Origin of the sequence: Bradyrhizobium erythrophlei, assembly GCF_042430365.1 — a bacterium.
Lineage (GTDB): Bacteria > Pseudomonadota > Alphaproteobacteria > Rhizobiales > Xanthobacteraceae > Bradyrhizobium > Bradyrhizobium erythrophlei.
The window spans coordinates 235,599-258,504 of the sequence record NZ_JBHMET010000274.1 but is presented as its reverse complement, the minus strand read 5'-3'; the positions used below and the strand labels follow the sequence as shown (position 1 = coordinate 258,504).

General features: G+C 62.5%; 19 protein-coding genes. 11 read left to right on the top strand and 8 right to left on the bottom strand.

From position 1 onward, the window contains the following. Window positions 1-22 precede the first annotated feature (22 nt). Window positions 23-1,174: an ABC transporter substrate-binding protein gene (locus tag ACFFWD_RS43120; RefSeq protein WP_376975521.1), complete on the top strand. Its 1,152-nt coding sequence runs from the start codon at window positions 23-25 to the stop codon at window positions 1,172-1,174. Between the two features lie 18 nt (window positions 1,175-1,192). Here ACFFWD_RS43120 and ACFFWD_RS43115 read toward each other — a convergent pair whose 3' ends face one another. Beyond that, complete coding sequence (locus ACFFWD_RS43115; RefSeq protein ID WP_376975520.1) at window positions 1,193-2,833, bottom strand: AMP-binding protein; 1,641 nt, start codon at window positions 2,831-2,833, stop codon at window positions 1,193-1,195. Window positions 2,834-3,168: 335 nt separating this feature from the next. Between ACFFWD_RS43115 and ACFFWD_RS43110 the strand changes: the two genes are divergently transcribed. Continuing rightward, window positions 3,169-3,399, top strand: a complete 231-nt coding sequence (locus ACFFWD_RS43110; protein ID WP_376975519.1) for a hypothetical protein — start codon at window positions 3,169-3,171, stop codon at window positions 3,397-3,399. Between the two features lie 327 nt (window positions 3,400-3,726). On the opposite strand, the gene ACFFWD_RS43105 is transcribed toward ACFFWD_RS43110, so the two are convergent. Next, on the bottom strand, window positions 3,727-6,147 hold the full coding sequence (locus ACFFWD_RS43105) for a type IA DNA topoisomerase (protein ID WP_376975517.1): 2,421 nt from the start codon (window positions 6,145-6,147) through the stop codon (window positions 3,727-3,729). Window positions 6,148-6,413: 266 nt separating this feature from the next. Between ACFFWD_RS43105 and ACFFWD_RS43100 the strand changes: the two genes are divergently transcribed. The 3 genes from ACFFWD_RS43100 to ACFFWD_RS43090 all read left to right on the top strand — a co-directional run bounded on the left by ACFFWD_RS43100 (window position 6,414) and on the right by ACFFWD_RS43090 (window position 8,600). Beyond that, window positions 6,414-7,316, top strand: coding sequence for a LysR family transcriptional regulator (locus tag ACFFWD_RS43100; protein WP_376975516.1), 903 nt, complete (start codon window positions 6,414-6,416; stop codon window positions 7,314-7,316). A 129-nt stretch (window positions 7,317-7,445) separates the two neighbouring features. Then, a complete protein-coding gene (locus ACFFWD_RS43095; RefSeq protein ID WP_376975515.1) occupies window positions 7,446-8,147 on the top strand; it encodes a pirin family protein in 702 nt (233 codons plus the stop codon). A gap of 27 nt (window positions 8,148-8,174) precedes the next feature. Continuing rightward, the gene (locus tag ACFFWD_RS43090; protein WP_376975514.1) at window positions 8,175-8,600 is read left to right on the top strand and encodes a DoxX family protein; all 426 of its coding nucleotides are present in this window, start codon (window positions 8,175-8,177) and stop codon (window positions 8,598-8,600) included. 362 nt (window positions 8,601-8,962) lie between these two features. On the opposite strand, the gene ACFFWD_RS43085 is transcribed toward ACFFWD_RS43090, so the two are convergent. Next, window positions 8,963-9,925 (bottom strand): AraC family transcriptional regulator, encoded by a 963-nt coding sequence (locus ACFFWD_RS43085; RefSeq protein WP_376975513.1) that lies wholly within the window; start codon window positions 9,923-9,925, stop codon window positions 8,963-8,965. 538 nt (window positions 9,926-10,463) lie between these two features. Here ACFFWD_RS43085 and ACFFWD_RS43080 point away from each other — a divergent pair. From ACFFWD_RS43080 to ACFFWD_RS43055, 6 genes are all read left to right on the top strand, one after another. Beyond that, window positions 10,464-12,116 carry a fatty acid--CoA ligase gene (locus tag ACFFWD_RS43080; protein WP_376975512.1) on the top strand — a complete coding sequence of 551 codons (1,653 nt, stop codon included), beginning with the start codon at window positions 10,464-10,466 and terminating at the stop codon, window positions 12,114-12,116. Between the two features lie 39 nt (window positions 12,117-12,155). Next, window positions 12,156-12,626 carry a MaoC family dehydratase gene (locus ACFFWD_RS43075; RefSeq protein ID WP_376975511.1) on the top strand — a complete coding sequence of 157 codons (471 nt, stop codon included), beginning with the start codon at window positions 12,156-12,158 and terminating at the stop codon, window positions 12,624-12,626. A 5-nt stretch (window positions 12,627-12,631) separates the two neighbouring features. Then, the gene (locus ACFFWD_RS43070) at window positions 12,632-14,335 is read left to right on the top strand and encodes an alpha/beta fold hydrolase (RefSeq protein WP_376975510.1); all 1,704 of its coding nucleotides are present in this window, start codon (window positions 12,632-12,634) and stop codon (window positions 14,333-14,335) included. Beyond that, window positions 14,328-15,269 (top strand): poly(3-hydroxyalkanoate) depolymerase, encoded by a 942-nt coding sequence (gene phaZ / locus ACFFWD_RS43065; protein WP_376975509.1) that lies wholly within the window; start codon window positions 14,328-14,330, stop codon window positions 15,267-15,269. The genes ACFFWD_RS43070 and phaZ overlap by 8 nt, the downstream gene beginning before the upstream one ends. Before the next feature lie 180 nt (window positions 15,270-15,449). After that, the gene (gene phaP / locus ACFFWD_RS43060) at window positions 15,450-15,722 is read left to right on the top strand and encodes a TIGR01841 family phasin (RefSeq protein WP_376975507.1); all 273 of its coding nucleotides are present in this window, start codon (window positions 15,450-15,452) and stop codon (window positions 15,720-15,722) included. Window positions 15,723-15,822: 100 nt separating this feature from the next. Then, a complete protein-coding gene (locus ACFFWD_RS43055) occupies window positions 15,823-17,040 on the top strand; it encodes an acyl-CoA dehydrogenase family protein (protein WP_376975506.1) in 1,218 nt (405 codons plus the stop codon). Between the two features lie 251 nt (window positions 17,041-17,291). Here the strand turns inward: ACFFWD_RS43055 and ACFFWD_RS43050 are convergent, their stop codons facing one another. The 5 genes from ACFFWD_RS43050 to ACFFWD_RS43030 are packed head-to-tail and all read right to left on the bottom strand — an operon-like array spanning window position 17,292 to window position 22,841. Continuing rightward, window positions 17,292-18,341 (bottom strand): ABC transporter ATP-binding protein, encoded by a 1,050-nt coding sequence (locus ACFFWD_RS43050; protein WP_376975505.1) that lies wholly within the window; start codon window positions 18,339-18,341, stop codon window positions 17,292-17,294. After that, complete coding sequence (locus ACFFWD_RS43045; protein ID WP_376975504.1) at window positions 18,338-19,336, bottom strand: ABC transporter ATP-binding protein; 999 nt, start codon at window positions 19,334-19,336, stop codon at window positions 18,338-18,340. Before ACFFWD_RS43045 ends, ACFFWD_RS43050 begins: the two co-directional genes overlap by 4 nt. Further along, window positions 19,336-20,244 (bottom strand): ABC transporter permease, encoded by a 909-nt coding sequence (locus ACFFWD_RS43040; RefSeq protein ID WP_376975503.1) that lies wholly within the window; start codon window positions 20,242-20,244, stop codon window positions 19,336-19,338. Before ACFFWD_RS43040 ends, ACFFWD_RS43045 begins: the two co-directional genes overlap by 1 nt. Continuing rightward, complete coding sequence (locus ACFFWD_RS43035) at window positions 20,241-21,221, bottom strand: ABC transporter permease (protein ID WP_376975502.1); 981 nt, start codon at window positions 21,219-21,221, stop codon at window positions 20,241-20,243. The genes ACFFWD_RS43040 and ACFFWD_RS43035 overlap by 4 nt, the downstream gene beginning before the upstream one ends. Window positions 21,222-21,248: 27 nt before the next feature. Further along, complete coding sequence (locus tag ACFFWD_RS43030) at window positions 21,249-22,841, bottom strand: ABC transporter substrate-binding protein (RefSeq protein ID WP_376975501.1); 1,593 nt, start codon at window positions 22,839-22,841, stop codon at window positions 21,249-21,251. Between the last annotated feature and the right edge of the window lie 65 nt (window positions 22,842-22,906).

Sequence of the window (22,906 nt, the reverse complement as noted above, 5' to 3'; positions counted from 1 at the left end):
TCACATCGAGGGCATCAAAGAAATGAAGAAGACTCTGTCGATCGGCGCCGCTCTTCTGCTCGGCGTCATGGCGCCGGCACGTGCTGAAATCCTCGTCGGCTTCGTGACCGGCCTGAGTGGACCCGTGTCCTCGATCGGCGTGCCGAACGCAAAGGGACTTGCGGCGGGCCAGGCGTATATCGGCGAGATAGATGGCGAGAAAGTTCGCGTCATCCAGCTCGACGACGGCTCGGATCCGGCGGCGTCGACACGCAATGCTCGCAAGCTTGTCGAACAGGAAAAGGTCGACTTCCTGATTGGGACGTCGGGCGCACCGCAGACGCTGGCGATGGCCACGGCGGCCATCGAGATGAAGGTTCCGATGGTGGCGATCTCACCGATCGCGCCGGTGCCGGCCGGCGAGGGCGGGCCATGGGTGGTGCAAACGCCGCAGCCGACGCCGCTTCTCGTTCAGGGCATCGTCGATCACATGAAGAGCCGCGGCTTGAAGACCGTTGCATTCATCGGCTTCTCCGACGCTTTTGGCGACCTAATGTACAATTCGCTCTCACAAAGCGCGGATGCGGCCGGCATCAAGGTCATTGCGAACGAACGCTATGCGCGTTCGGACAACTCAGTCACGGCGCAGGTGCTGCGCGCGGTTTCCGCGCATCCCGATGCGATCATGCTGGGCGGCACCGGAACGCCCGGCGCGCTGCCCGTGATCGCGCTGTCGGAGCGGGGCTACAAGGGTCCGCTGTACGGCAATCACGGCATGATCAGCGCCGATTTCCTGCGGCTTGCCGGGAAATCCGCGGAAGGCATCATTTGCCCGACCGGACCGGTGACCGCAGCCGAACAGCTTCCCGAGAGCAACCCGATCCGCAAGGTGGCGCTTGGGTTCCGCGCGGCTTATGGGAAGGCCAATGGCGAGGCGCCGGCCGATGCGTTTTCGCCCTATGCTTTCGATGGTTGGCTGGTGCTCATGGATGCCGCCAAACGCGCAAAGGCGACAGGCGCCGCGCCGGGTACGCCGGCATTCCGCACCGCGCTACGCGAGGCGCTGTTCACGACCAAGGACGTGGTCGGCGCGCACGGCATCTACACCTACACGCCGGCTGACCGCCACGGCGTCGACGGCCGCGCGCGGATCTTGGTTCAGATCGAAAAGGGCAAGTACAAGCTGCTACCGTAGCGACAGCAGCTCCACAGCTCAGGCTTGGCGCAGCTTCGCCTTGAGCGCGCGCATGTCGATCGCGCGGTTGGCGGCGACGGCTTCGGCCGCAAGCGTCTTGATCTCGCCCCGCGCCAGCTTGCGTGTCGACGACAGCGGCAGCTCGTGGACGATTGCCACGTAGCCGGGCACCTTGTGATAGGCGAGGCGCTCGGCGCAGGTCTTGACGATCGAGGCCGCGAGCGCAGCGGCGTCGTCGACTTCTGCATTCGGCACGATAAAGGCGAAAACCTCTTCGCCCCGGATGTCATCGGGAACGGGTGTTACCGCGCAGCCGCCGATACGTGTATCCATGTAGAGCGCGCTTTCGACCTCCAGCACACCGATGTTCTCACCGCTGCGCCGCACGATGGTCTTCTTGCGGTCGAAGAAATACATCAGCCCGTCCGCGTCGGCGAAGACCAGGTCTCCGGTGTGGAACCAGCCACCCTGCCAGGCCGCTTCGGTGGCGTCCTCGTCCTTCAGGTAGCCACTGAAGAATCCGGCCCTGATATCCTCGCCCTTGGCGCGAACCAGTAATTCGCCCGGCTGCCCGGTCGAGACATCGGCGCCCTGATCGTCAACGAGTCGGTATTCCATGCCTTTGGATGGTCTGCCGACGCAGCGTGCGCCAAACCCGGCCGGCTCGCGCGCGGTGGTCGTGGCCGCGGCACCCCCGGTCTCGGTCATCGCCCAGGCCTCTACGATCGGGATGCGGTAACGGTTTTCGAAGGTGGCGCGGTGGCGAACATCGACCCCGGGCGCAAAGGCGAAGTGCACGCAATGCTGCCTTTCAACCTCGGTCACCGGCAGTTGCAGCAGGATGGCCGGGATCACACCGAGGCAGTGCACGACGGTTGCGCCGCTGTCGGCCACGCACTGCCACCAGCGGTTGGCATGAAAGCGGTCGAGCGGCACCACGGCGCCACCGAGTACCATCATCCCGACGGCGCTGCAGCCGAGCGCATTCATATGGAACATCGGCAGCGGCGTCAGATTGATCTCGCGGCCCGGCCGCAACTCGGCCACGCCCCCCTGAGCGAGATACCAGTCGGCAACCTGCAGAAAATAGCGGTTCGAGAGCGTGCACCCTTTTGGCTTGCCGGTGCTGCCCGAGGTGAACAGGAGCGCACATTCGCCGCTGAACTCGGGATCCTGGGCGACAACCTCCGTCTGGCACGACGGAATGCGGCTGTCGGTGTCGATCAGGCGGGCGCGCCCGAGCACCGCATCTTTGGTCACGTGGATGCGATCTGGTGTCGCCACAAGCAGGTCGGCCTGCGACAGCTCAAGCTGGAAGGACAACTCATCGGGGCGGACATCCGGGTTGATCGGGACGATCGAAACCCCGAGCGCATTGAGCGCGAGCCAATGCAGGAAGAAGACCGGACGATTTTCGAGCAGCAGGGCGACCCGCGTGCCGCGTCCATAGCCCGCGGCGGCGTATTCTGCGCGGAGACGATCGACTTCTGTCCTGAACGCCCCGTATGCGATCTTGAATCCGTCCGGTGCGTAGGGCAGTCCCGCGCTCGCTGGCGCAAGCAGGAATGGCGCGCCCGGCTGCCTTGCGGCTGTTGCCGCGAAGGCATCCGATGGCGATCGATAGGGAATGTCGCGGCTCATTGCGGGCATAGCTCCCATTGATGGCTCCAGCCCGCCGCATTGGGCGGCGGCCGGAACCCGTGCGCAGCCCTTGCTGTGGCGGCGGCTTTCGTGAATACTTTAAGCCTAAACTATCTCGCTGGCCAAGTGCGATCTCAGCGGATCGACGGGGCGAAGCGGTGGAGGTGCGCGTGCAGTCACATCCTGCGTAATTCCATGCCGAAACTGCTGGCAATTGAGTCTGCCTTCATGCCGGCCATCGAGACTTTGGGACGAGGCCGTGCGGGCTCGCCTTCAACGGTGCGGAGATCGTCTACCGCCCATCGGAGGAGATGCCGATGACGGGGAGCAGTTATCCGGGAGGAGGTTCCTGGATGATCCAGAACCGCGCACATGCAGAGTTCAACTCCGTCTTCATGCTATGTCCCAACATCGGTCCGGTGTATTTGAGTCCCAGTTCGCGGCACCCGATCGAGATCGCCGGCGGCAATATTCACATTGTGGATTATCGGGGCAACATCGTGTCGTATTCCGCATCGGCAGGTAGGCCGCGATGGCGGTGGTGCGACGCGCGGCACAGCTTTGGCACGCCGCGAACGGTATGAAATTTGAACCAGCAGACAAGCCGTTGAACTTTCGAATGGAAAATTCCGACGATATTGCATCTGGCGGCAGAGCGATAATGGACATTGAACCAGAGTCGCACAGTCGGCTTGGTCGTCCATGGATTATCGCTTCGGTCTGGTTTGCGCCGGTCGAGCAGTGTTGCGCGTCCGACAGCTATGTTGCCGGTGCGCTTCTCTTCGAGGAAGGCGTCAGAATTCTGCCACTCATGCCGCCCGCAAAGTGGCCCGTGCCATGTGATAGCTGAGCGCCCATGGTAATGGAGACGGCTCCCTTTGTCTTGGATCACCAACAAAAGCAACCGAGCGTTACAGCCAGCCCCGCTCGCCAAATGCAGAGAGATCAATTCCAGGCGGGGCATACCATCCCGTCGAGCCATAACGGGCGCCCAGCTTAAGGGCGACCTCTTTGTTGCCGTACGGAATTCGTAGCGGCGTCCCTGTTACGAAGTTTGGTTGAGCGGGCGTCGGCGGAACAGCGACTGCATCGGCCTTTTGTTTCCGAGACCTCTTCCTCGGCGACGTCGATTGATGTGCAATCGATTCCGCCGGCCTGAGGGCGCTCTTGCGGCGTTTCGTTCGTTTGAGCGAATCAATCCACGCGGCCATTGCCGCCGAGTTGGACTTGGCCTCGTCGGGAACGACGACGCCGTGTTTGAGCGCGATCTTGTTGGCGTACAACGACTGCGCCGGACTAACCGATTTTGGTTCGAGCTTTCCAGTTGCTTCACCATCGATTTTCTTGGGCGCGTGCTGCCTGAGAAACGCGCCGCAGATTGACATCGACGTCTTGTAGCCGGGCGGTGGTTTGATGCCGTTTCGCCGGGCGAGGCCGTCGGCAAAGCGCTTCATCGCACGCGTGGGGGGATATGCTGCAGCGCCGTTGCCGACTGCGGCACCTAGCAAGGGAGGCCCTCCAATGGCGCCGCCTTCTATGAGCTTGCCGATGATGCGCTGGGCGACTTCACACACGGCGTCGATTGCGCCGACCATCTCCTGCTTGCCGACTACGACATCGTCGAGAAGGCATTCAAGCTGTGCCGTCACGCCCGGATCAACCAGCGCCGGGTCTGCCTGTTTGAGAATGCCGAACAGCGACAAGCCGGCCTCGGTCGGCACGATGTGCTTTCCCTGAGCAATCAGAAAACCCTGTTTCGTCAGCCCGCCGATGATTTCGGCTCGGGTTGCCGGCGTGCCAATACCCTTGGCTTCCTTCAGGCGGTCTCGCAGAACCCCATCCTCAACAAAGCGCCAGGCATTTTGCATCGCCTCGATCAGAGTGCCTTCGTTATAGCGCGGGGGCGGTCGGGTCTCCTTGTCCTCAATTTTGGGATCCTGCAGTTGCGCGGTCTCGCCGTTTTGCAACAGCGGCAGCAACTGCGCCTCGTCGCCCTTTTCGTCGGCGGGTTGCCATTCTGGAAATGCGGCGCGCCAGCCGAGATCGATGGGCTGACGACCGGCGGCGCGGAATTCGAAGCCACGCACATCGAGCGTTGCGGTCGTCTGCCGGTAGCGGAAGTCAGGCATCAGCGTTGACAGGTAGGCCCGTGCGATAACGTCGAACAGCTTCTTCTCGTCGGACGAAAGACGGGGCCAGACCTCGCGCAGTTTGTCGATCGTGTTGACGTTAGGAATGACGGCATGATGGCTCGCGCCCTCCAGCCCCTTGTCGTAGAAGGTGCCGCTCGCGCCCCTACGGATGACCGGCGGCTCGGGCGCCGGGATCGCACTTAACGATTGGTCCACCCGCAGTCCGGCCAACATCCGTGGTACGTCTGAGATCAGGCTCTGCGGCAGGTAGCGCACCTCGGCGCGAGGGTAGGTGATGATCTTCTTACCCTGGCCATCATAGAGTTGCTGCGCCACCTCGAGCGTCTTGCTGGCCGGCCAGCCGAAGCGGGAACTGCACAGTTTTTGCAGCGACGGCAAATCATGTAGTTTGGGTGGTCCTTGACGCTTATCTTCGACGCGCACGGCGAGTGCGCCCTTGAAGCCTTCGGCTGCTTTGACGACATCCTCGGCAAGCTCGCGTCGAACGATCCGGTCCTGCGGCGCGTACCGCATCTGGAATTGGCCTCCCGCCACCTTCGCTGTGGCGATAACTTCAAAATAGGGTAGCGGCACGAAGTTCCGGATTTCCAACTCGCGTTCGCATACGATTGCCAACGTCGGCGTCTTTACGCGTCCAACCCCAATCACTCTCCGCGTACCTCGACCCAGGATGACGGTTGCAGTCCGGGTGAGCGACAAGTTGTAGATCTGGTCGGCCTGCCGACGCGCGACGGCGGCGGCGTAAAGGCGTCTGTATTCGGTATTTGGCCTTGCCCGACTGAATGCCTCCCGGATGGTTTGCGAGTCCTGCGCAGTGAACAGTACCCGCATGACTTCGCCGCGATACTTGTAATGCTCGAGAATCTCCTGGCCGATCAGCTGACCTTCGCGATCGCAATCGGTGGCGAGCCAAACCCGCTCGGCGGCACGAAGGGCCTCGCGAATGGCCTTGAGCTTCGCGGCTTTGTTGCCGCCCTCTGCTGGGCGAGTGTCGTAAAGGCCTTCCGGCCGCAGAAGTATCGGCGACCAGCGCTTCCAGGCCGGCACAACATCCTCAGGTTCGAGGAGGTCGAGCAGATGGCCCTCGGCCGGAAGGATATCTCCGTAGCGTAAGCCAACGGCGGCCCGGACGTCTTTTGCCTGACTCGTCTTCTCCGTGATGACGATTTGATTGGGCATAGCGGATTCGGTGGGAGGGGTAGAATCGACGCGCGAGCGTTCGAACATATAGTGAACATAGCGAGCCCGCAAGCTATCGACTAGGATGCCGGGGTCTTTCTGGTTGCGTGCTGTTGTCGGGGAGGGGCGAGTCGCTCGCCCGCAAGCACGTGGCCGCACAGCAAGAGCAGAGGCCATAAGAAGGGGACGCGAGCCGCCGAAGATTGTCTTCGCCGGCCGCTGATCGGGGCCTTGACTGCCCGTGGCCACGGGAGGATCGGCAGGTAATGATGCGCGACTTCAACGACCTCCAGTTCTTTACTGCCGTCGTGCTCCATCGCGGGTTCTCTGCGGCTGCCCGTGTGCTCGGAGTGCCCAAATCACGAATCAGTCGCCGCGTCGCCTTGCTCGAGGAGCGGCTAGGCGTGCGGTTACTCGATCGAACGACCCGGGGGCTTGGTTTGACCCAGGTCGGCCAACAAGTCTTCGAGCATGCACATGCCGCGGTGATCGAGGCCGAGGCCGCCGAGGAGGCTGCGCTTCGCATGCAGGCCGAGCCTCGCGGGCTCGTTCGACTGAGCTGTCCGCTCGGCCTTCAGAGTGCAATTGCGGCCCCCATGTCAGACTTCCTGGCCGCCAATCCGCTGCTGCGGCTCCAATGCATCGTGACCAATCGGCGGGTCGATCTCGTTCATGAGGGGATCGACGTGGCAATCCGGGTTCGCGAACGCCTTGACACCGATGCCGACTTGCAAATGAAACGGATCGGCATGAGCAGGCGGATCCTTGTCGCGAGCCCGATGCTCATGGCGAAGGAAGGTCAACTTGCCACGCCAGCGGACCTCAGCAGGTTTTCCATCCTCCATCAGGAGCAACAAGGTGGCGAGGTCTGGCAACTCACGGCGGACAACGGCGACACCTGTCCCGTGCCGGTCGAGCCGCGCGTTGCGACGGGCAGTTTCGAAATTCTGATTGCGGCCGCATGCCAGGGGGCTGGAATTGCGCTGTTGCCGGCTGCGAACTGCCAGGATGCGCTCGCGTCGGGCGCGCTGGTGCGCGTGCTGCCGGAATGGAGCGGTATCGACGGCATTCTGCATCTCGTCTTTGTCTCGCGGCGGGGCATGTTGCCGGGTGTTCGGGCCGTGATCGATTTCGCTGCCGCGGCCTTGAAATCGGCGGTCGTCCCATAGGGCGGCCGCTCGACCATCGTTCACCAAATAGAACACTCAGTTGCCAAATCGCTGACTAATCCTTTGATCGTTTCATCGCCATAACCAATCCCGAGCGGATCAATCGCATCCGCAAATTGAGGGATGGTCATGTTGCAACTTCGATCCAAGGAAACGCTCGATCACGGCGATCGCGGTTGGCTGAAGGCGCGCCACCACTTCATCGTTTCGGCCGACGGCAATCCAGCGAATACCCGCCTCGGTTCTCTCGTGGTCTGGAATGACGACGAGATCGCGCCCGGCACCGGCTTCGGCCGTCACTCTCACGCTGACATGGAAATCGTCACCTACGTCCGGCAGGGCACGGTTACGCATGAAGACAGCGCCGGCAACGTCGGTCGGACCGTTGCGGGTGACGTCCAGGTCATGAGCGCAGGCACCGGAATCAGTCATTCCGAGCACAATCGTGAGGATGATCCCCTCAGGCTCTTTCAGATCTGGCTGCTTCCGCGCCAGCGTGGCGGGACGCCGCGCTGGGACAGCCGCAAATTTCCCAAATCGGATCGCGCTGGACGCCTCATCGAGCTCGCCAGCGGAGACCCGAGGAATGCCGAGACCCTTCTGATCCGGGCTGACGCGCGGGTCATGGGCGCGACGCTCCTTGCCGGAACCACTCTGACCCACGCGTCATCTTCGCGCTTTCGGCACGCCTATCTCGCCCCGGCCCAGGGCGTGATCCTCGTCAACGGGCAGCGGGTTCGGGTCGGTGACGGTATCGCCGCCATCGACGAATCCGAACTCAGCATCACCGCGGGGGAGGATGCCGAATTCATCCTCGTCGATGCCGCCTGACTTCACACCAGCATAGGAACAAACACCATGGACACTACCCGTTATCTTCCTTTCGCCGGCCGCCTGTTGATCGGCCTCCCGTTCGCCATGAGCGGTCTTGGCAAACTCGCCGCTTACGGCAACACGACCGCAATGATTGCAGTTGTCGGCCTTCCAGTCCCGCCGCTGGCCTATGCCGTGGCCGTCGCGCTTGAACTCGGCGGTGGACTCATGCTGATCGCCGGCTACCAGGCTCGCCTGATCGCAACTGCGCTGGCAGTGTTTTCGGTGGCAGCGGCGGTGTCGTTCCATAGCAACTTCGCCGACCAAAATCAGATGATCCACTTCCTCAAGAACGTCATGATGGCGGGTGGCTTGCTTCAGATCTCCGCCTTCGGTGCCGGCGCGCTCAGCCTCGACAACCGGCTCTCCAAGGGCCGCGGAACCAGTGCGAGCGCTGCGCTGGCCCACTGATCCGCCTCGGCTACGCTTTTGTGCTTAGTTTCTCTGCTGGCCGGACGCGTTGCGCGATCAACCGTCTGGCCAGCCCGGCGTCTGGCTCAGCGAGCGCATCGAAAGGGACCACGTCCCGGTGCTCAGGAGATCTCTTCGGTAGTTCACGTGGCGCGACGCCCCCGACGCCCGAACGCTCACCCAACCGGCAGCCCGACCTCTTTCAGTATTCCTCTGTATGCGGAGCAGAGGATCGAGCGATTGCGGCTCTTGAACGAGCACGTCGACCGCCACGCTTGCGTCGCGCCGCTTCGGGTCGGCTGGTTTGAGTCGAGGCCAATGGCCAGCGCCGCCAACCGGTGCGCCGGGCGACTCAGCCACACTCACTCGCTCCGAATCTGGCTCGGCGCCTTGTTGGTCCAACGATGGAAGGCACGTCTGAAATTTGCGGCGTCGCTGAAGCCGAGTGCCAGCGCGATATCGTCGTTGGCGAGACTCGTGCTCCGAAGATATTTCAGGGCGATCTGGGTTCGCAGTTCGTCTCGCAGACCGCGAAAGGAGAAGCCCTGTTGACGGAGCTGACGCCGCAGCGAGCGATCGTTCACGCCAAGAAGCTTCGCCGTGGCCGCGAAGGTGGGTGGGTTCGCGATGTCGCGGAGCAGGATGGAACGGATCTTTCCGGCAACCCCAATTCGCAGTCTCAGGTCGCCAAGCAGATCGTCGCACATGGCGACGATGGTCGGATAGGTCGTCTTGTTGCCGAGACGGGCAACTTGATCCAGCCACTGCGACCGAAAAACGATCCGGTTGACCGGCCGATCGAAGCGCACCGGGCACCTGATGTGATCAAGGGGAAGATCGAAATCCGTTGCCTGCGGGTAACTCAACTCGATCTCGGAGGGCGCGAACGTCGGACCCATGATATCGCGCATCAGTGAGATGTGGATGCCGATCTGCATCTCGGTGACAAATCGATAGAGGGACGAATCGCTGATCGCGTGCAGATTGGGTTCGATGATCCAGCTCGCATTCCCCTCATTCTCTTCCCTGAAGTCGATCGCGGCCAGCGGCGCCGCGAGCGCGTGATAGTGCATCGCAAATTCCATTGCCTTCCGGAAGTCGGGACAGCAGAGGATCGCATAGCCGTACATGCCGTAGGTCGATATGTGGATCGACGCGCCGATGCGATACGGCAAATGTCGATCGGTCGACAGCCGCATTGCGTTCCGACAGGCGGTCATCAGTTGCATCAGCGAGATGCGCGCCTGAGGTGAGTGAACGTCATGCGGCGAGATGTTCACGTCGCGCAGCACCACGTCGGCCGAGCAGCCTTGACTCGCCAGCATGTCGAAGACCGCAGCTAACTTGGTGGGCTCATAGAGCCTGTCGCCAACGCCGACGAACGGGGTGTCCGGTCGGCCGCGGGAACGTGGAGGCCCCTTGAAATGTACGGGTTGCAAATCGAACGGCCTTTCTCTCGGCAGCGAAAAGGGGGGCACCGCAGCATTTTGGTCCGAGTCAGCTTCCACCAAGGGCCTGCATCACCCGGTACCAGAACATAGCCGGTTCCTCGGACAACCCAAGCACATCCGCCCGGCCCCTCTGTTGCAGGGCAGCAAAGATGTTTCGGAACAAGAAGCTGGCTGCGGAAAAAAACAGCAAGTTCGGCAAAAACCAATGCCCTCGACGGGAGCGGCTTGTCCGGTTCAGACCCGGGCGATGTCCGTTTCGGACCTTCACAAATCTCGGGCGTCACGCGACCCTTGGGATTAATGTCGCGAGATAGCACCCGTCGTGAGGCAGGACGGCAGACCAGGCGATCCGCTCGCTCAGAATGTGGACGCCGCTACGGCCGGAGGGAATGACAAGTCGAGGGAGGCCGCCATGGTAGGAAGGCTGATTCAGACCGCCAAATCCGCCTATCAGTATCCGCTCATCTTCAAGCAATTGTGGCACACGCCGCGTGTGCAAGCGCCGGATCAGGAGATCGTTTACCGCGATCTGAAGCGCTTCACCTATCGTCAGACCAGGGAGCGGATCGGCCGGCTCGCCTCGGCCCTGAGCAAGGCAGGCGTCGTTCCCGGCGACACTGTAGGCGTTTTGGAGTGGGATAGTCACCGGTTTCTCGAGGCTTTCTTCGCGATCCCGATGATGGGTGCGGTACTGCAGACGGTGAACGTCCGCCTGTCGCCCGAACAGATCGCCTATACGATCGATCACGCCGGAGCATCTACCCTTCTGGTCAACGATGAGTTCGTCGGGCTGCTGGAGGGCATGAAGGGACAATTGCCGCGGGTCAAGCGGATGATCGTGATGTCGGACCGGCCAGCACCGCAGACCGGCAGCCTGTCCTTCATCGGCGAATACGAGAGTCTGCTTGGTGCGGCCTCACCCGATTATGACTTTCCTGATTTCGACGAGAACACCCAGGCGACCACCTTCTACACGACCGGCACGACCGGGCTGCCCAAGGGCGTCTACTACAGCCATCGGCAACTCGTGCTCCACTCGATCGCCGGGCTGGCACTGTTCGGCATGGCAGGAATGCAGGGCCGCTTCTCGCGTGACGACGTCTACATGCCGATCACGCCAATGTTCCACGTCCATGCCTGGGGTTTCCCTTGGTCGGCGACCCTTGCCGGCGTCAAGCAGGTTTATCCCGGACGCTACGAGCCGGGCTTGCTGGTCAAGCTGATCAAGAATGAGGGCGTCACCTTCACCCACGGCGTTCCGACCATCCTGCAGATGCTCCTCAATGCCGCCGCGGCGGCGAACGTCGATTTGAACGGTCTGAAGATGGTGATCGGCGGATCGGCTTTGCCGAAGGCGCTGGCCAAACAGGCGCTCGCCGCGGGCATCGATATCTTCGCGGGCTACGGCATGTCGGAGACCGGCCCGCTGGCTGCCGTTTGCCATGTTCGATCCAAGGACCTCAGCGGCGATCCCGATGGTGAGGTCGATTTCCGCACCAGCGCTGGTATGGCGGGGCCGTTGGTGGACCTTCGCATCGTCGATCCCGACATGAACGATGTGCCGCATGACGGCAAGTCGCCGGGTGAAATCGTGCTGCGTGCGCCCTGGCTCACCCAGGGATACTTCAACAATCCCGAGACCTCGGAGCAGCTTTGGGCGGGAGGCTACCTGCACACCAGCGATATCGCGGTGGTCAGCCCCGGCGGCTGCGTCCACATCACCGACCGCATTAAGGACGTGATCAAGACCGGCGGCGAATGGGTCTCCTCGTTGCAAATCGAGGACCTGATCTCACAATGCGTCGGCGTGGCGGAGGCTGCCGTCATCGGCGTTAAGGATGAGAAATGGGGCGAGCGACCATTGGCGCTCGTGGTCAAGAAGACGTCCGACGCCAACAGCGTCAGCGACACGGCCATCAAGGACCATCTCAAAGTGTTCGCCGACAAGGGTGTCATCTCGAAATACGGAATCCCGGAGAAGATCATCTTCATCGACGGCATTCCCAAGACCAGTGTCGGCAAGATCAACAAGAAGGAACTGCGCGAGCAATACGGCAACATGTAGCTGTCCGGACGTCACCGCTAAAAGACCAGGGAGGAATACATGGGCAACCTCACCCTTGCCGGATTGAACGAAAGGGTTGGACAGGAACTCGGTATGTCCGATTGGGTCACGATCGACCAGCGGCGCATCGACACCTTCGCGTCGTGCACCGGCGACCGCCAATGGATCCATGTCGACGTTGAGAGGGCGAAACGTGAGAGTCCGTTCCGTGGTCCGATCGCGCATGGCTATCTGACGCTCGCGATGGTGGCGGCGCTCGCGATGGAGGTCGGCGTCATCCCGACCGATGCCGCCGCCGGGCTGAACTACGGGATCGAGAAGGTCCGCTTTCTCGCGCCGGTGCCGGCCGGTGCGCGCGTGAGGCTGCGTGTCGTTCTCGCCGGGATCGAGCCGAGGGAAGGCGGGCAGGTGATCATGAAAACGCAGAACACGCTGGAAGTGGAGGGATCCGAGAAACCCGCGTTGATCGCCGAAACGCTGGCGCTGTTGATTCCTGCCAAGGGAGCATGATTGCTATGAGCACGGAAGATCGCAGTTCGGCTTCGCCGGCGTCGGAAATGTCCGAGGCCGCCTCCAGAAACACGCTGGCGCTCAATCCACTGGTCGGCATCCGGGGCCAGGACCTGGTCGACAGCGCCAACATCCTGTTCAAGGCGGTCATCAACGAGCCCAAGGTCGCAACCGAGCAGTGGCTCTCCTTCGTCGGCGAGCTTGGCTCGATCGTTGCCGGGAAGTCCGAACGTGCGCCGAAAGCGGGTGACAGACGGTTTTCGGACCCGACATGGAAGGAGAGCTCGCTGCATAGCAGCCTGCTCAAGGCCTACCTGGCGTGGGGCGAGGCGGTCAACGGCCTGGTCGACAAAACCAGCCTCAGCGATATCGACAAGCAGCGCGCGCACCTGATCACGGAAATCCTGGTCGACGCCGTCGCGCCGACCAACACGATGCTCACCAACCCGGCGGCGGTCCGCAAGTTCATCGACACGGGCGGGCAAAGCCTGTGGGCCGGCTTGAAGAACTATTTCGACGACCTCACGCGCAATCGCGGCATGCCGTCAATGGTGGACATGAGCGCCTTCAAGGTCGGCGAGAACCTGGCGGTCACCCCCGGCGCGGTCGTGCTCCGCAACGAGCTGCTCGAACTAATCCAGTACACGCCGATGGCGGCGACCGTCCGGAAGCGGCCGCTGCTGGTGACACCGCCGCAGATCAACAAGTACTACGCGCTCGACCTCTCGCCGGACAAGAGCATGGTCCGCTTCCTTCTCGAGAACGGAATCCAGACCTTTGCCATCAGCTGGCGTAACCCGACGGCCGCCAATCGCGACTGGGGACTGGATACCTACGTCGCGGCGCTCGACGAGGCGGTCGACGCGGTGCGCGAGATCACCGGCAGCGACGACATCTCCATGATGGGGTCCTGCTCCGGCGGCATCACGTCGACAGCCTATTTCGCAACCCTTGGCAACGCGGTCGAGAAGAAGATCAAGAACCTGGTGCTGGCGGTCTGCTTGCTCGATCCCAATTCGGCCGAGGAGAGCACCTTTGGCTGCCTGATGACGCCCGAAACCATGCGGGCGGCGAAGGAGGCCTCACGGGTGCGCGGCATCGTGGACGGCCACGATCTCGCGCGGATGTTCGCCTGGATGCGACCGAACGATCTGATCTGGAATTACTGGGTGAACAACTACCTGCTTGGCAACCAGCCGCCGGCGTTCGACATCCTCTACTGGAACGCCGACACCACCCGCCTCCCGGCGGCGCTGCACGGCGACTATCTCGACCTCTATTTCAGCAATCCGTTCGTGAACGCCGGCAAGCTCACGTTGAACGACAAGACGATCGACATGAGCAAGGTCAAGGCGGATAGCTATGTCGTTGCCGGGGTCACCGACCACATCACGCCGTGGAAGGGTGTCTACAAGACCGCGCAGATCTTGGGCGAGGGCACCACCTTTGTGCTTTCGAACAGCGGGCACCTGCAAAGCCTGCTCAATCCGCCGACCAATCCGAAGGCGTCCTTCATGATCGGGCCGATCAGCGCCGCTGCGCCGGACGCGTTCCTCGCCTCGGCCGAGAAGCGGAAGGGAAGCTGGTGGCTCGACTGGCGTGACTGGCTGCATGCGCGCTCGGGCGAGGAGGTGACTGCGCCCGCGTCGCTTGGCAGCACGCGCCATCCGACACTTGGGGCAGCGCCGGGGACCTACGTCTTTGACTGACAATCTCACCAGCGACGAACCGGCTGTGGCCGCGAAGTCGGGCGCGATCGAAGCCCGCCAGATCACGATCGACGATCAGTTGCTTCAGGTCGCGATCAGGCATGGTAGCGGCAGCGGGCCGCCGCTGTTGCTGTTCAACGGGATTGGCGCCAACTGGGAGTTGGCGAAGCCGTTCCTCGAAGCGCTCACGCACACGACCGCCATCATCTTTGATGTGCCTGGCGTCGGCGGCTCGCCGCGGCCGCTATTGCCATATCGGCCGTCGATGGTGGCGCGGCTTGCGGCCGGCCTCGTCGCGCAGCTGGGATATACGGAGGTCGATATCGCCGGCGTGTCCTGGGGCGGCGGCATGGCACAGCAGTTCGCGCATCAATATCCCAAACTGTGCCGGCGGTTGGTGCTGGCTGCAACGGCGCCCGGTGCCACCATGGTGCCGGCAAGCCCCGCGGTGCTGTGGAAGATGGCAACGCCACGCCGCTACACCGACAAGGATTATATGACCAGGGTCGCGGCGGACATCTATGGCGGGGCGTTTCGCTACGACCCGTCATTGATCGGCCAGCATGCGGCTGCGATGCATGGTGCTCGCAATCTGGGCTACCTGTACCAGCTTCTTGCAATGGCTGGCTGGACCAGCCTGCCGTGGCTGTGGTCGCTGCCGCAGCCGACGCTCGTGCTGATGGGCAGCGACGACCCGCTGGTCCCGCCGATCAATGGTCACATCCTGGCACGCCTGATCCCGAACGCCGAGCTACGGATGATCGACGACGGGCACCTGTTCATGGTGACGCGCCCGGCGGAAACGGCGGGCTTGATTGAGGCATTCCTGGCCGACGAGAGCAAGCAGATCGAGCCGTCATCCCTGCGTCCGCGGGCGAACAATCGCATCAGAGAAATTGTCCCGTCGCCCGATGGCGGGCACCACCAGCCCTAAGCACGGCAACAGCGGAGGATGTCATGACGGATACGCCCTCATACTTCGACATGCTGAGGAAGTTCGGCAGCGATCTCGGCTTGCCGAAGCTGAACGTGGACGAGTTGCTCCAGGCCCAGAAGAGGAATATCGACGCCCTCGGTCAGAGTGCGAAGGTAGCCCGCGCAAGTCGCGCAGTCCGTGGCGCAGAAGCAACGCGAGGTGCTTGAAGCGGGATTGCGCGAAGCGGCGACGCTTGCGCGTGAATACAAGCCGCTCGGCAAGGTTCAAGAGAACATCGCGTTGCAGACCGAATTCGCGCAGAAAGTGTTCGAGATCGCCGTCCAGGGCGCCCAGGACAGCGCGTCGACCGCAAGGCAATCGACCACGGAGGCGGTGAAGATCATCCAGGATCGTGTGAAGGAGAGCTTTGAGGAGTTCCGCGCCAGCGTCCGTCCGAACAAGCAGGTCTGACGTCACCAAGAAACGACAAGCATCGACGGGAGACGGTCGTCCCGCTGGAGCAGCGACGAGATATCAGGCGAAACTTCGCCACGCATGAGGGAGGGTACCCATGGCGAACCCGCAGACGACACGGGCTGCAAAGCCGGACTATGCTCCGCCTCCGATCAACGGCGACTTCTACGGGATTGCGAACGTCCTGAGCGACAGCGAACGTGCGCTGCTCCGGCGCGTCCGCGACTTCACCGAAGGCGTGGTCGCGCCCGTGATCGAGGAGTATTGGGGCCGTGACGAATTTCCGTTCGCAATCATCCCGAAGATGGCCGAGGTCGGCATCGGCGGCGTTGGTTACGAGGGCTATGGCGCGGCGGGCGGAAGCTGGATGCTGAACGGCTTCGTCGCGATGGAGCTTGCGCGGGTCGATTCCTCGGTCGCGACGTTCTGGGGCGTGCACACCGGACTGTCGGCGGGGTCGATCTATCTGTGTGGCGACGAGGCGCAGAAGCAGCGCTGGCTACCGGCCATGATGCGCTTCGAGAAGATCGGCTCGTTCGGCCTGACCGAGCCCCTGGTCGGCTCGGCCACGTCGGGCGGGATGATGACGACGTGCCGGCGAGAGGGCGACGTCTGGATACTCAATGGCCAGAAGAAGTGGATCGGCAACGCCACCTTCGCCGACATCAACGTGATCTGGGCGCGCGAGGAAGGTTCGAACCAGGTCAAGGGTTTTGTGGTGGGAAAGGACAACCCCGGTTTCTCAGTCGAGAAAATCAAAACCAAGATGGCGCTGCGCGTGGTGCAGAACGGGCTGATCACGTTGAAGGACTGCCGGGTGCCCGAGACCGATCGCCTGCAGAACGCCAACTCGTTCAAGGACACCGCCAAGGTCCTGAGGATGACCCGCACCGGCGTGGCATGGTTTGCCGTTGGCTGCCAGATGGGCGCCTACGAACACGCCTTGCGTTACGCCACCGAGCGGAAACAGTTCGGCAAGCCGATCGGTGGCTTCCAGCTGGTACAAGATCTGCTGGTGAGGATGCTCGGCAACGTCACCTCGACGCAGGCAATGATGCTGCGCCTCGCACAGTTGCAGGACGAAGGTGTGATGCTGGACGAGCACGCCTCGCTCGCGAAGGCCTTCTGCACCGTCAAATGTCGCGAGACGGTCGGCTATGCCCGCGAGCTGCTCGGAGGCAACGGCATCCTCCTTGAAAACCATATCGGGCGGTTCGTGGCCGATGCTGAGGCGATTTACTCCTATGAGGGGACCCGAGAGATGAACACCTTGATCGTCGGCAAATCGATCACGGGGCTGAGTGCATTCGTCTGAGAACGTGGAAGGGCCGCCGATCAACGCGGCAAGCGGCCCAACGAGCTACTCAAGGCGTGAACGGATGGTTGGATTGTGAGCCGGTAGGTGACCAGCCGGCTGCCGTCCAATAGCTCCGGCACGGTATCGCAGACCGGGCAGCGATACTCGCCCTTGGTGCTGGGCTCAGAAGAGAGCTCCAGACGTCTGAAACCGGCCCTGCAATACGGGCAAGTCGGCGATGGGCATGTCGTGCACAAGGCGCTGGCGGTTCACGGCGCCGCGAAATTCGGCGCCTCGATCTGCCCCACGAGATGACAGGAAACGCTGTGATCGGGGCCGACCGAGTCGAGCTGCGGCAATGCCTGCCGGCAATGCTCGACCGCGAACGGACAGCGCCGGACGAAGCGGCAGCCGGGCGGCGGGTCGACTGGGCTCGGCGGATCGCCCCCGACCAGATAGCGCTGTTTCAGCGCATCGCGGAGCGGGCCGGGCGGCGCGGCGGCGGCGATCAGCGACCAGGTGTAGGGATGACGGGGCTCTGTAAACAGGGTCGACGCCGGGGCCTGCTCCACGATCTTGCCGAGGTACATGACCGCGATCTCGTCGCAGAACTGCTGGATCACGCCGAGATCGTGCGAGATGAAGATGTAGGTCAGGCCGCGCTCGCGCTGCAGCTTCTTCAGGAGGTTGAGAATCTGTGCCTGGATCGCGACGTCGAGGGCGGAGACCGCCTCGTCACACACGATCAGGTCGGGCTCGGGCGCGAGGGCGCGTGCGATGCACAGCCGCTGCCGTTGGCCGCCGGAAAATTGGTGCGGAAAGAGGTCCGCGGCTTGCGGCGGCAGGCCCACCTCGTTGAGAAGATTGCGCACCCGGTCGTCGCGCTCGCTCCGGGTACCGATCTGCAAGAGATCGAGCGGCTCCCGCACCTGATCACCAGCTCGGCGCCGCGGATCGAGCGCAGAGTATGGATCCTGGAACACGATTTGCAAATGACGTCGCACCTGTCGCAGCGGATCACCGGCGAGTTGCATAATGTTCTCGCCGCGAAATGCGATTTCTCCCGATGTCGCCGAAACCAGCCGCATCACCGCCTGCGCCGCGGTGGATTTTCCCGAGCCGCTCTCGCCGACGATGCCGAAGGTTGTGCCGCGACGAACCCGGAAGCTGACGCCGTCAACCGCGTGCACATAGGATGGTGGTCCGAATGCGCGCTTGCTCGCGGCCGGGAAGTGAACGACGAGATTGCTTACGTCGAGCAGCACGGAATCGCCTTCGTGCGCGATTTCGGGCACCCTGGCCATCGCCATCATGTTCATGCCGCAATCTCCGCCTGGCGCCAGCACGACACCGCGTGGCCCGGCTGAGCTTCGCCGAGCGGTGGTTGAGGGCGTGCGCGGCATACATCGCTGGCGTTGATACAGCGCGCGAGGAAGGCGCAGTCCGTCCCACGAGCACCGAGCGGCGGAACCATGCCGGGAATTTCGCCAAGATCGACCCAGTTGCCGGACTTCGCTTGGCCGAGCGACAGATGCGGCACGCAGGCGAGCAGGCCGCGAGTATAGGGATGACGCGGCTGTGTGACGACGCGCTCCGCCGGGCCGGTCTCGATGCAGCGTCCGGCATAGAGTACGGAAACGTCGTCGGCGAGCTCAGCTACCGCGCCGAGGTCATGGGTGATGAGCACGATCGCCGTCTCGGTTTCCTGCTGCAAATGTGCCAGCAAATCGAAGATCTGTGCCTGCACCGTCACGTCGAGCGCGGTGGTCGGTTCGTCGGCGATCAGGAGTTTCGGCTTGCAGGCGAGCGCCATCGCGATCATTACGCGTTGGCGCATGCCGCCCGAGAGCTGGTGTGGATAGGCATGCACGCGCTGATCCGCGGCAGGGATCTGCACCGCCTTCAGGAATGCAATCGCCTGATCCGCGGCGTCGGAACGGCTGAGGTCGCGGTGAACGCGCAGCACTTCCGCTATCTGGTTGCCGACCGTATAGAGCGGGTTGAGCGCGGTCATCGGCTCCTGGAAGATCATCGACATCGCGTTGCCGCGCAGCGTACGCAGACGCTTGACCGAGGCGGTGAGAAGGTCCTCGCCCGCCAGCAGGATGCGGCCCCCGGTGATTACGAATCCTGGTGGCAACAGTCCCATGATCGCCAACGCGGTCATGCTCTTACCGCAACCGGACTCACCGACTAGCGCCATGGTCCGGCCTTGGTGAACCTTGAGTGACAGATTCTCCAGCACAGAAACGGAGGCGCCTGCGCTGTCTTTGATCGCCACGCCGAGGTTGTCTATGTCCAACACCGGGGTCATCACGTCCTCCGCCGCAGCCGCGGGTTGACTGCATCGTTGACGCCGTCGCCGACAAGGCTGATTGCCAGCACGGCAAGGAAGATCGCAGCGCCGGGGAACGTCACCGCCCACCAGGCGTCGAGCACGTAGTTGCGATTCTGCCCGAGCATGAGCCCCCAGCTCATGGTGTTGGGATCTCCGAGGCCAAGAAAGCTGAGACCGCCTTCGAACAGGATCGCGACACCGATGGCAAGCGTCGCGGAGACAATGATCGGCGGCAGCGCGTTGGGCAGGATGACGCGAAGGATGAGATGAGTGTCGCCGGCTCCCGCCGCACGCGACGCCTTGATGAAATCGAGGTTACGAAGCCGCATGAACTCAGCGCGCGTCAATCGTGCTGCGGTGGTCCAGCTCACCGTACCGATCGCGACCGTGATGATCGTCAGTTTCTGTCCGAATAGCGTTACCAGAACCATGGCAAACAGCAGCGGCGGCAGGATCTGGAAAAATTCGGTGACCTTGACCAGCGCGGAGTCGATTACGCCACCGAAATAGCCACTCAGCGCGCCGATGCTGACTCCAATGACGATAGTGATCGACGCCGCGACCGCGCCGACTGTCAATGTGGCGCGACCGCCATAGATCAATCCGGCAAGTACATCGCGGCCGAGATAATCTGTCCCGAGCCAGGCGTCCGGCGACGGAGGCGTGAACGGCGCGCCGGCGATATCCAGGGCATCGACTGGATAGAGGAGGGGGCCGAAGATGGTGCAGAGCACGAGGACGATCAGGAGCACGGCACCGATGACGCCGGACGCGCTTCTGCAGTACTGTTGCAGCGCTACCTGGGAAGGAGAGGCGGCGCGGCGCGCTGGCAGGATGGCGGGCGCAGGAGCGAGCACGACAGAGCGGCTTTCGATCGCTGTCATTTTGCCCCCGTACGGATGCGCGGATCGATCAGGCGATAGACCATGTCGGTGATGATGTTGGAGACCATCACCATCAATGCGGAGAAGAACAGCACCGCCATCAGTGTCGGGTAGTCGCGCCGCAGGATGGAGTCGAACACCAAACGACCCATGCCCGGCCAGCTGAACACCGTCTCGACGACGACGGCGCCGGCAAACAGGTTGCCGAATTGCAGGCCGATGATGGTGACGATGGGAATCAGGGCGTTTCGCAGCGCGTGCTTGAGTACCACGACCGATTCGGAGAGACCCTTGGCGCGGGCGGTGCGGATGTAGTCCGCTGACAGCACGTCGATCATGTTCACGCGCGCGAGACGGCTATATTGCGCCATGAAGACGAGAGCGAGCGTTACCGACGGCAGCACAAGGTGGGTCAGCACGTCCAGCAGATAGCCAAAACCGGTTTTCGGATTGACGACGTCGGTCATCCCGGAAATCGGGAGGACGGGCCAGATGGACCCGAACAGGAGCAACAGCATCAACCCGGTCCAAAAAATAGGGGCGGAGTAGCCGGCGAGAGAAAGCAACGTGACGGCGTGGCTAACGAAGCCGTTGGGCCGCCGTGCACTGATGATGCCAAGCGTCGTCCCGATCAGGACTGCCAGGGTGAGGGCCGCGAATGCAAGCAGGAGCGTTGCTGGTAGCCGCTGCTGGATCAGGCTGAGCACCGGCTCGTTGAAATAGTAGGAGTAGCCGAAATCGGCGGTCGCGATCTTGCCGAGATAAGTGACAAGTTGCTCGAATAGGCTGTGGTCTAGGCCATATTTCGCCCGGAGTGCGGCGATCACCTCCGCCGAAGCCCCGCCCATCTCGCCCGCGATCACCTGCACAGGGTCACCCGGTGCGAGGTGGATCAGGCAGAAGTTCAAGACCAGCACGGCCAAGAGCAACGCGACCGCATTGCCTAGTCGTTGAAAGAGGTGCGCGATGAGCATCATGGTACGGACCTGCCTTGGCCAGGTGAATCACGTCTTCGGCGGCGCTTCCCAAGACAATTCGTCGAGCGGCGACATCACGCCCCAAATCGTGGTCGGTAGATGCCCGAGCCCCTTGCTGAAGGCGGAGTGATACGGCACCGCGTTGATGAAATAGATCGGAGCGTCCGATACGACGATCTTCTGGAAGTCAGAATAAAGTGCTTTCCGCTTCTCCGGCGAGGTTTCCTTCGCCGCCGCAGCCAGGATCTCGTCGACTCTGGGATTGCTGTATTGTTGGGTGTTTGACCAGATGATGCCCTTGCGGATGTTCGAGGTGAGGTAGGTGCGGTCGACGCCGATCACCGGGTCGGCCCAATTGAAGACGGAGTCCATGGTCAGGTCGAAGTCGTAGTTGGAAATACGCTGCGCCCAAGTCGGAAAATCCGGAGCGGAGCGGACTTCGAGGTTAATGCCGGCACGCTTGAGCTGGGAGCGCAGGTATTCGGCGATATTGCGCTGCTGCTCGTCCCCGCCTGGGAGGTAGTCAATCGTCAGGGACAAGCGCGAACCGTCCGCGCGTTTCGGATAGCCTGCCGCGTCGAGCAGCGCTACGGCCTTGGCGAGATCGAATTTGTAGGTTTCGACATTCTTTTCTTCAAGCAGGGAGCCTGGCGCGATCGGTCCGGTCGAGGGCGCCGCCTTGCTGCCCATGAGCTTGTTGACGATGAAGTCGCGGTTGGCGGCGTAGGCGATGGCCTGACGCACCCTGATATCGTCGAGCGGCTTCTTCCTGGTGTTGAAGGCGAGCCAGTTCAGCGCGCCGATACCCTCATAGCCCTTGTTGGTGACGACGAGGTTCTGAGCCTTCTGCAGCCGCTCGATATCGCGAACGCCAGTGACGAAAGGAAGAATGTTGGTCTCACCGCGTTCCGTCGACACCAGCGCGGCATTCGGGTCCGATACGATGCGCAGCACGATCCTGTCGAGCTTCGGCCGGCCCGGAATGAAGAACTTGTCGAATTTCTCAAGCGTGACGTATTCGCCCTGCTTGTACTTGGTCAGCCTGAACGGGCCGGAACCGATCGGCTTGAGGTTGGCGGGATGCGCCTTCAGATCCTGGCCGTCGCCATAGATGTGCTTGGGCAGGATGGGCATCAGCGCCGGTGACATGGCGAGAAGCAGCGCCGGGTGCGGATGCGACAGGCGGATCACCGCGGTGTACGGATCAGGCGTCTCTACCTTGTCGACTGCCGCCAACATGCTCTGGAAGGGATGGTTGGCCTTGATCGCCATGATGGAGAACGCGACATCTTCGGAGGTGACAGGGTGGCCGTCGTGAAACACCGCGTTCTTGACCAGATGCATCGTGACGGATGAGCCGTCTGGCGACGTCTCCCAGGACCTGGCGAGATATGGCTGCGGATTCCAGTTGTCGTCGTAGCGCAGCGGACTGGCGAAGATCTGGGCACCTGGCACTGCGGTTGCGATGCCGGATTGCACCGCGCCGTTGAAGTGCCGTGGGACCTGCGTGGTCGTGATGACCACGGTTCCGCCCGGCGACTGGGCGAACGACCACTGAGGCGCCGCGCATGTCGCAAGAATGCCGATGGTCCCAAGAAGAATGGATCGATTCAACCGCATGAAACGGCCTCTCTGCTGAGAATGGTGACTGGGTGTGATCCGGCGTTTCTTTGCCGCCGTTGTCG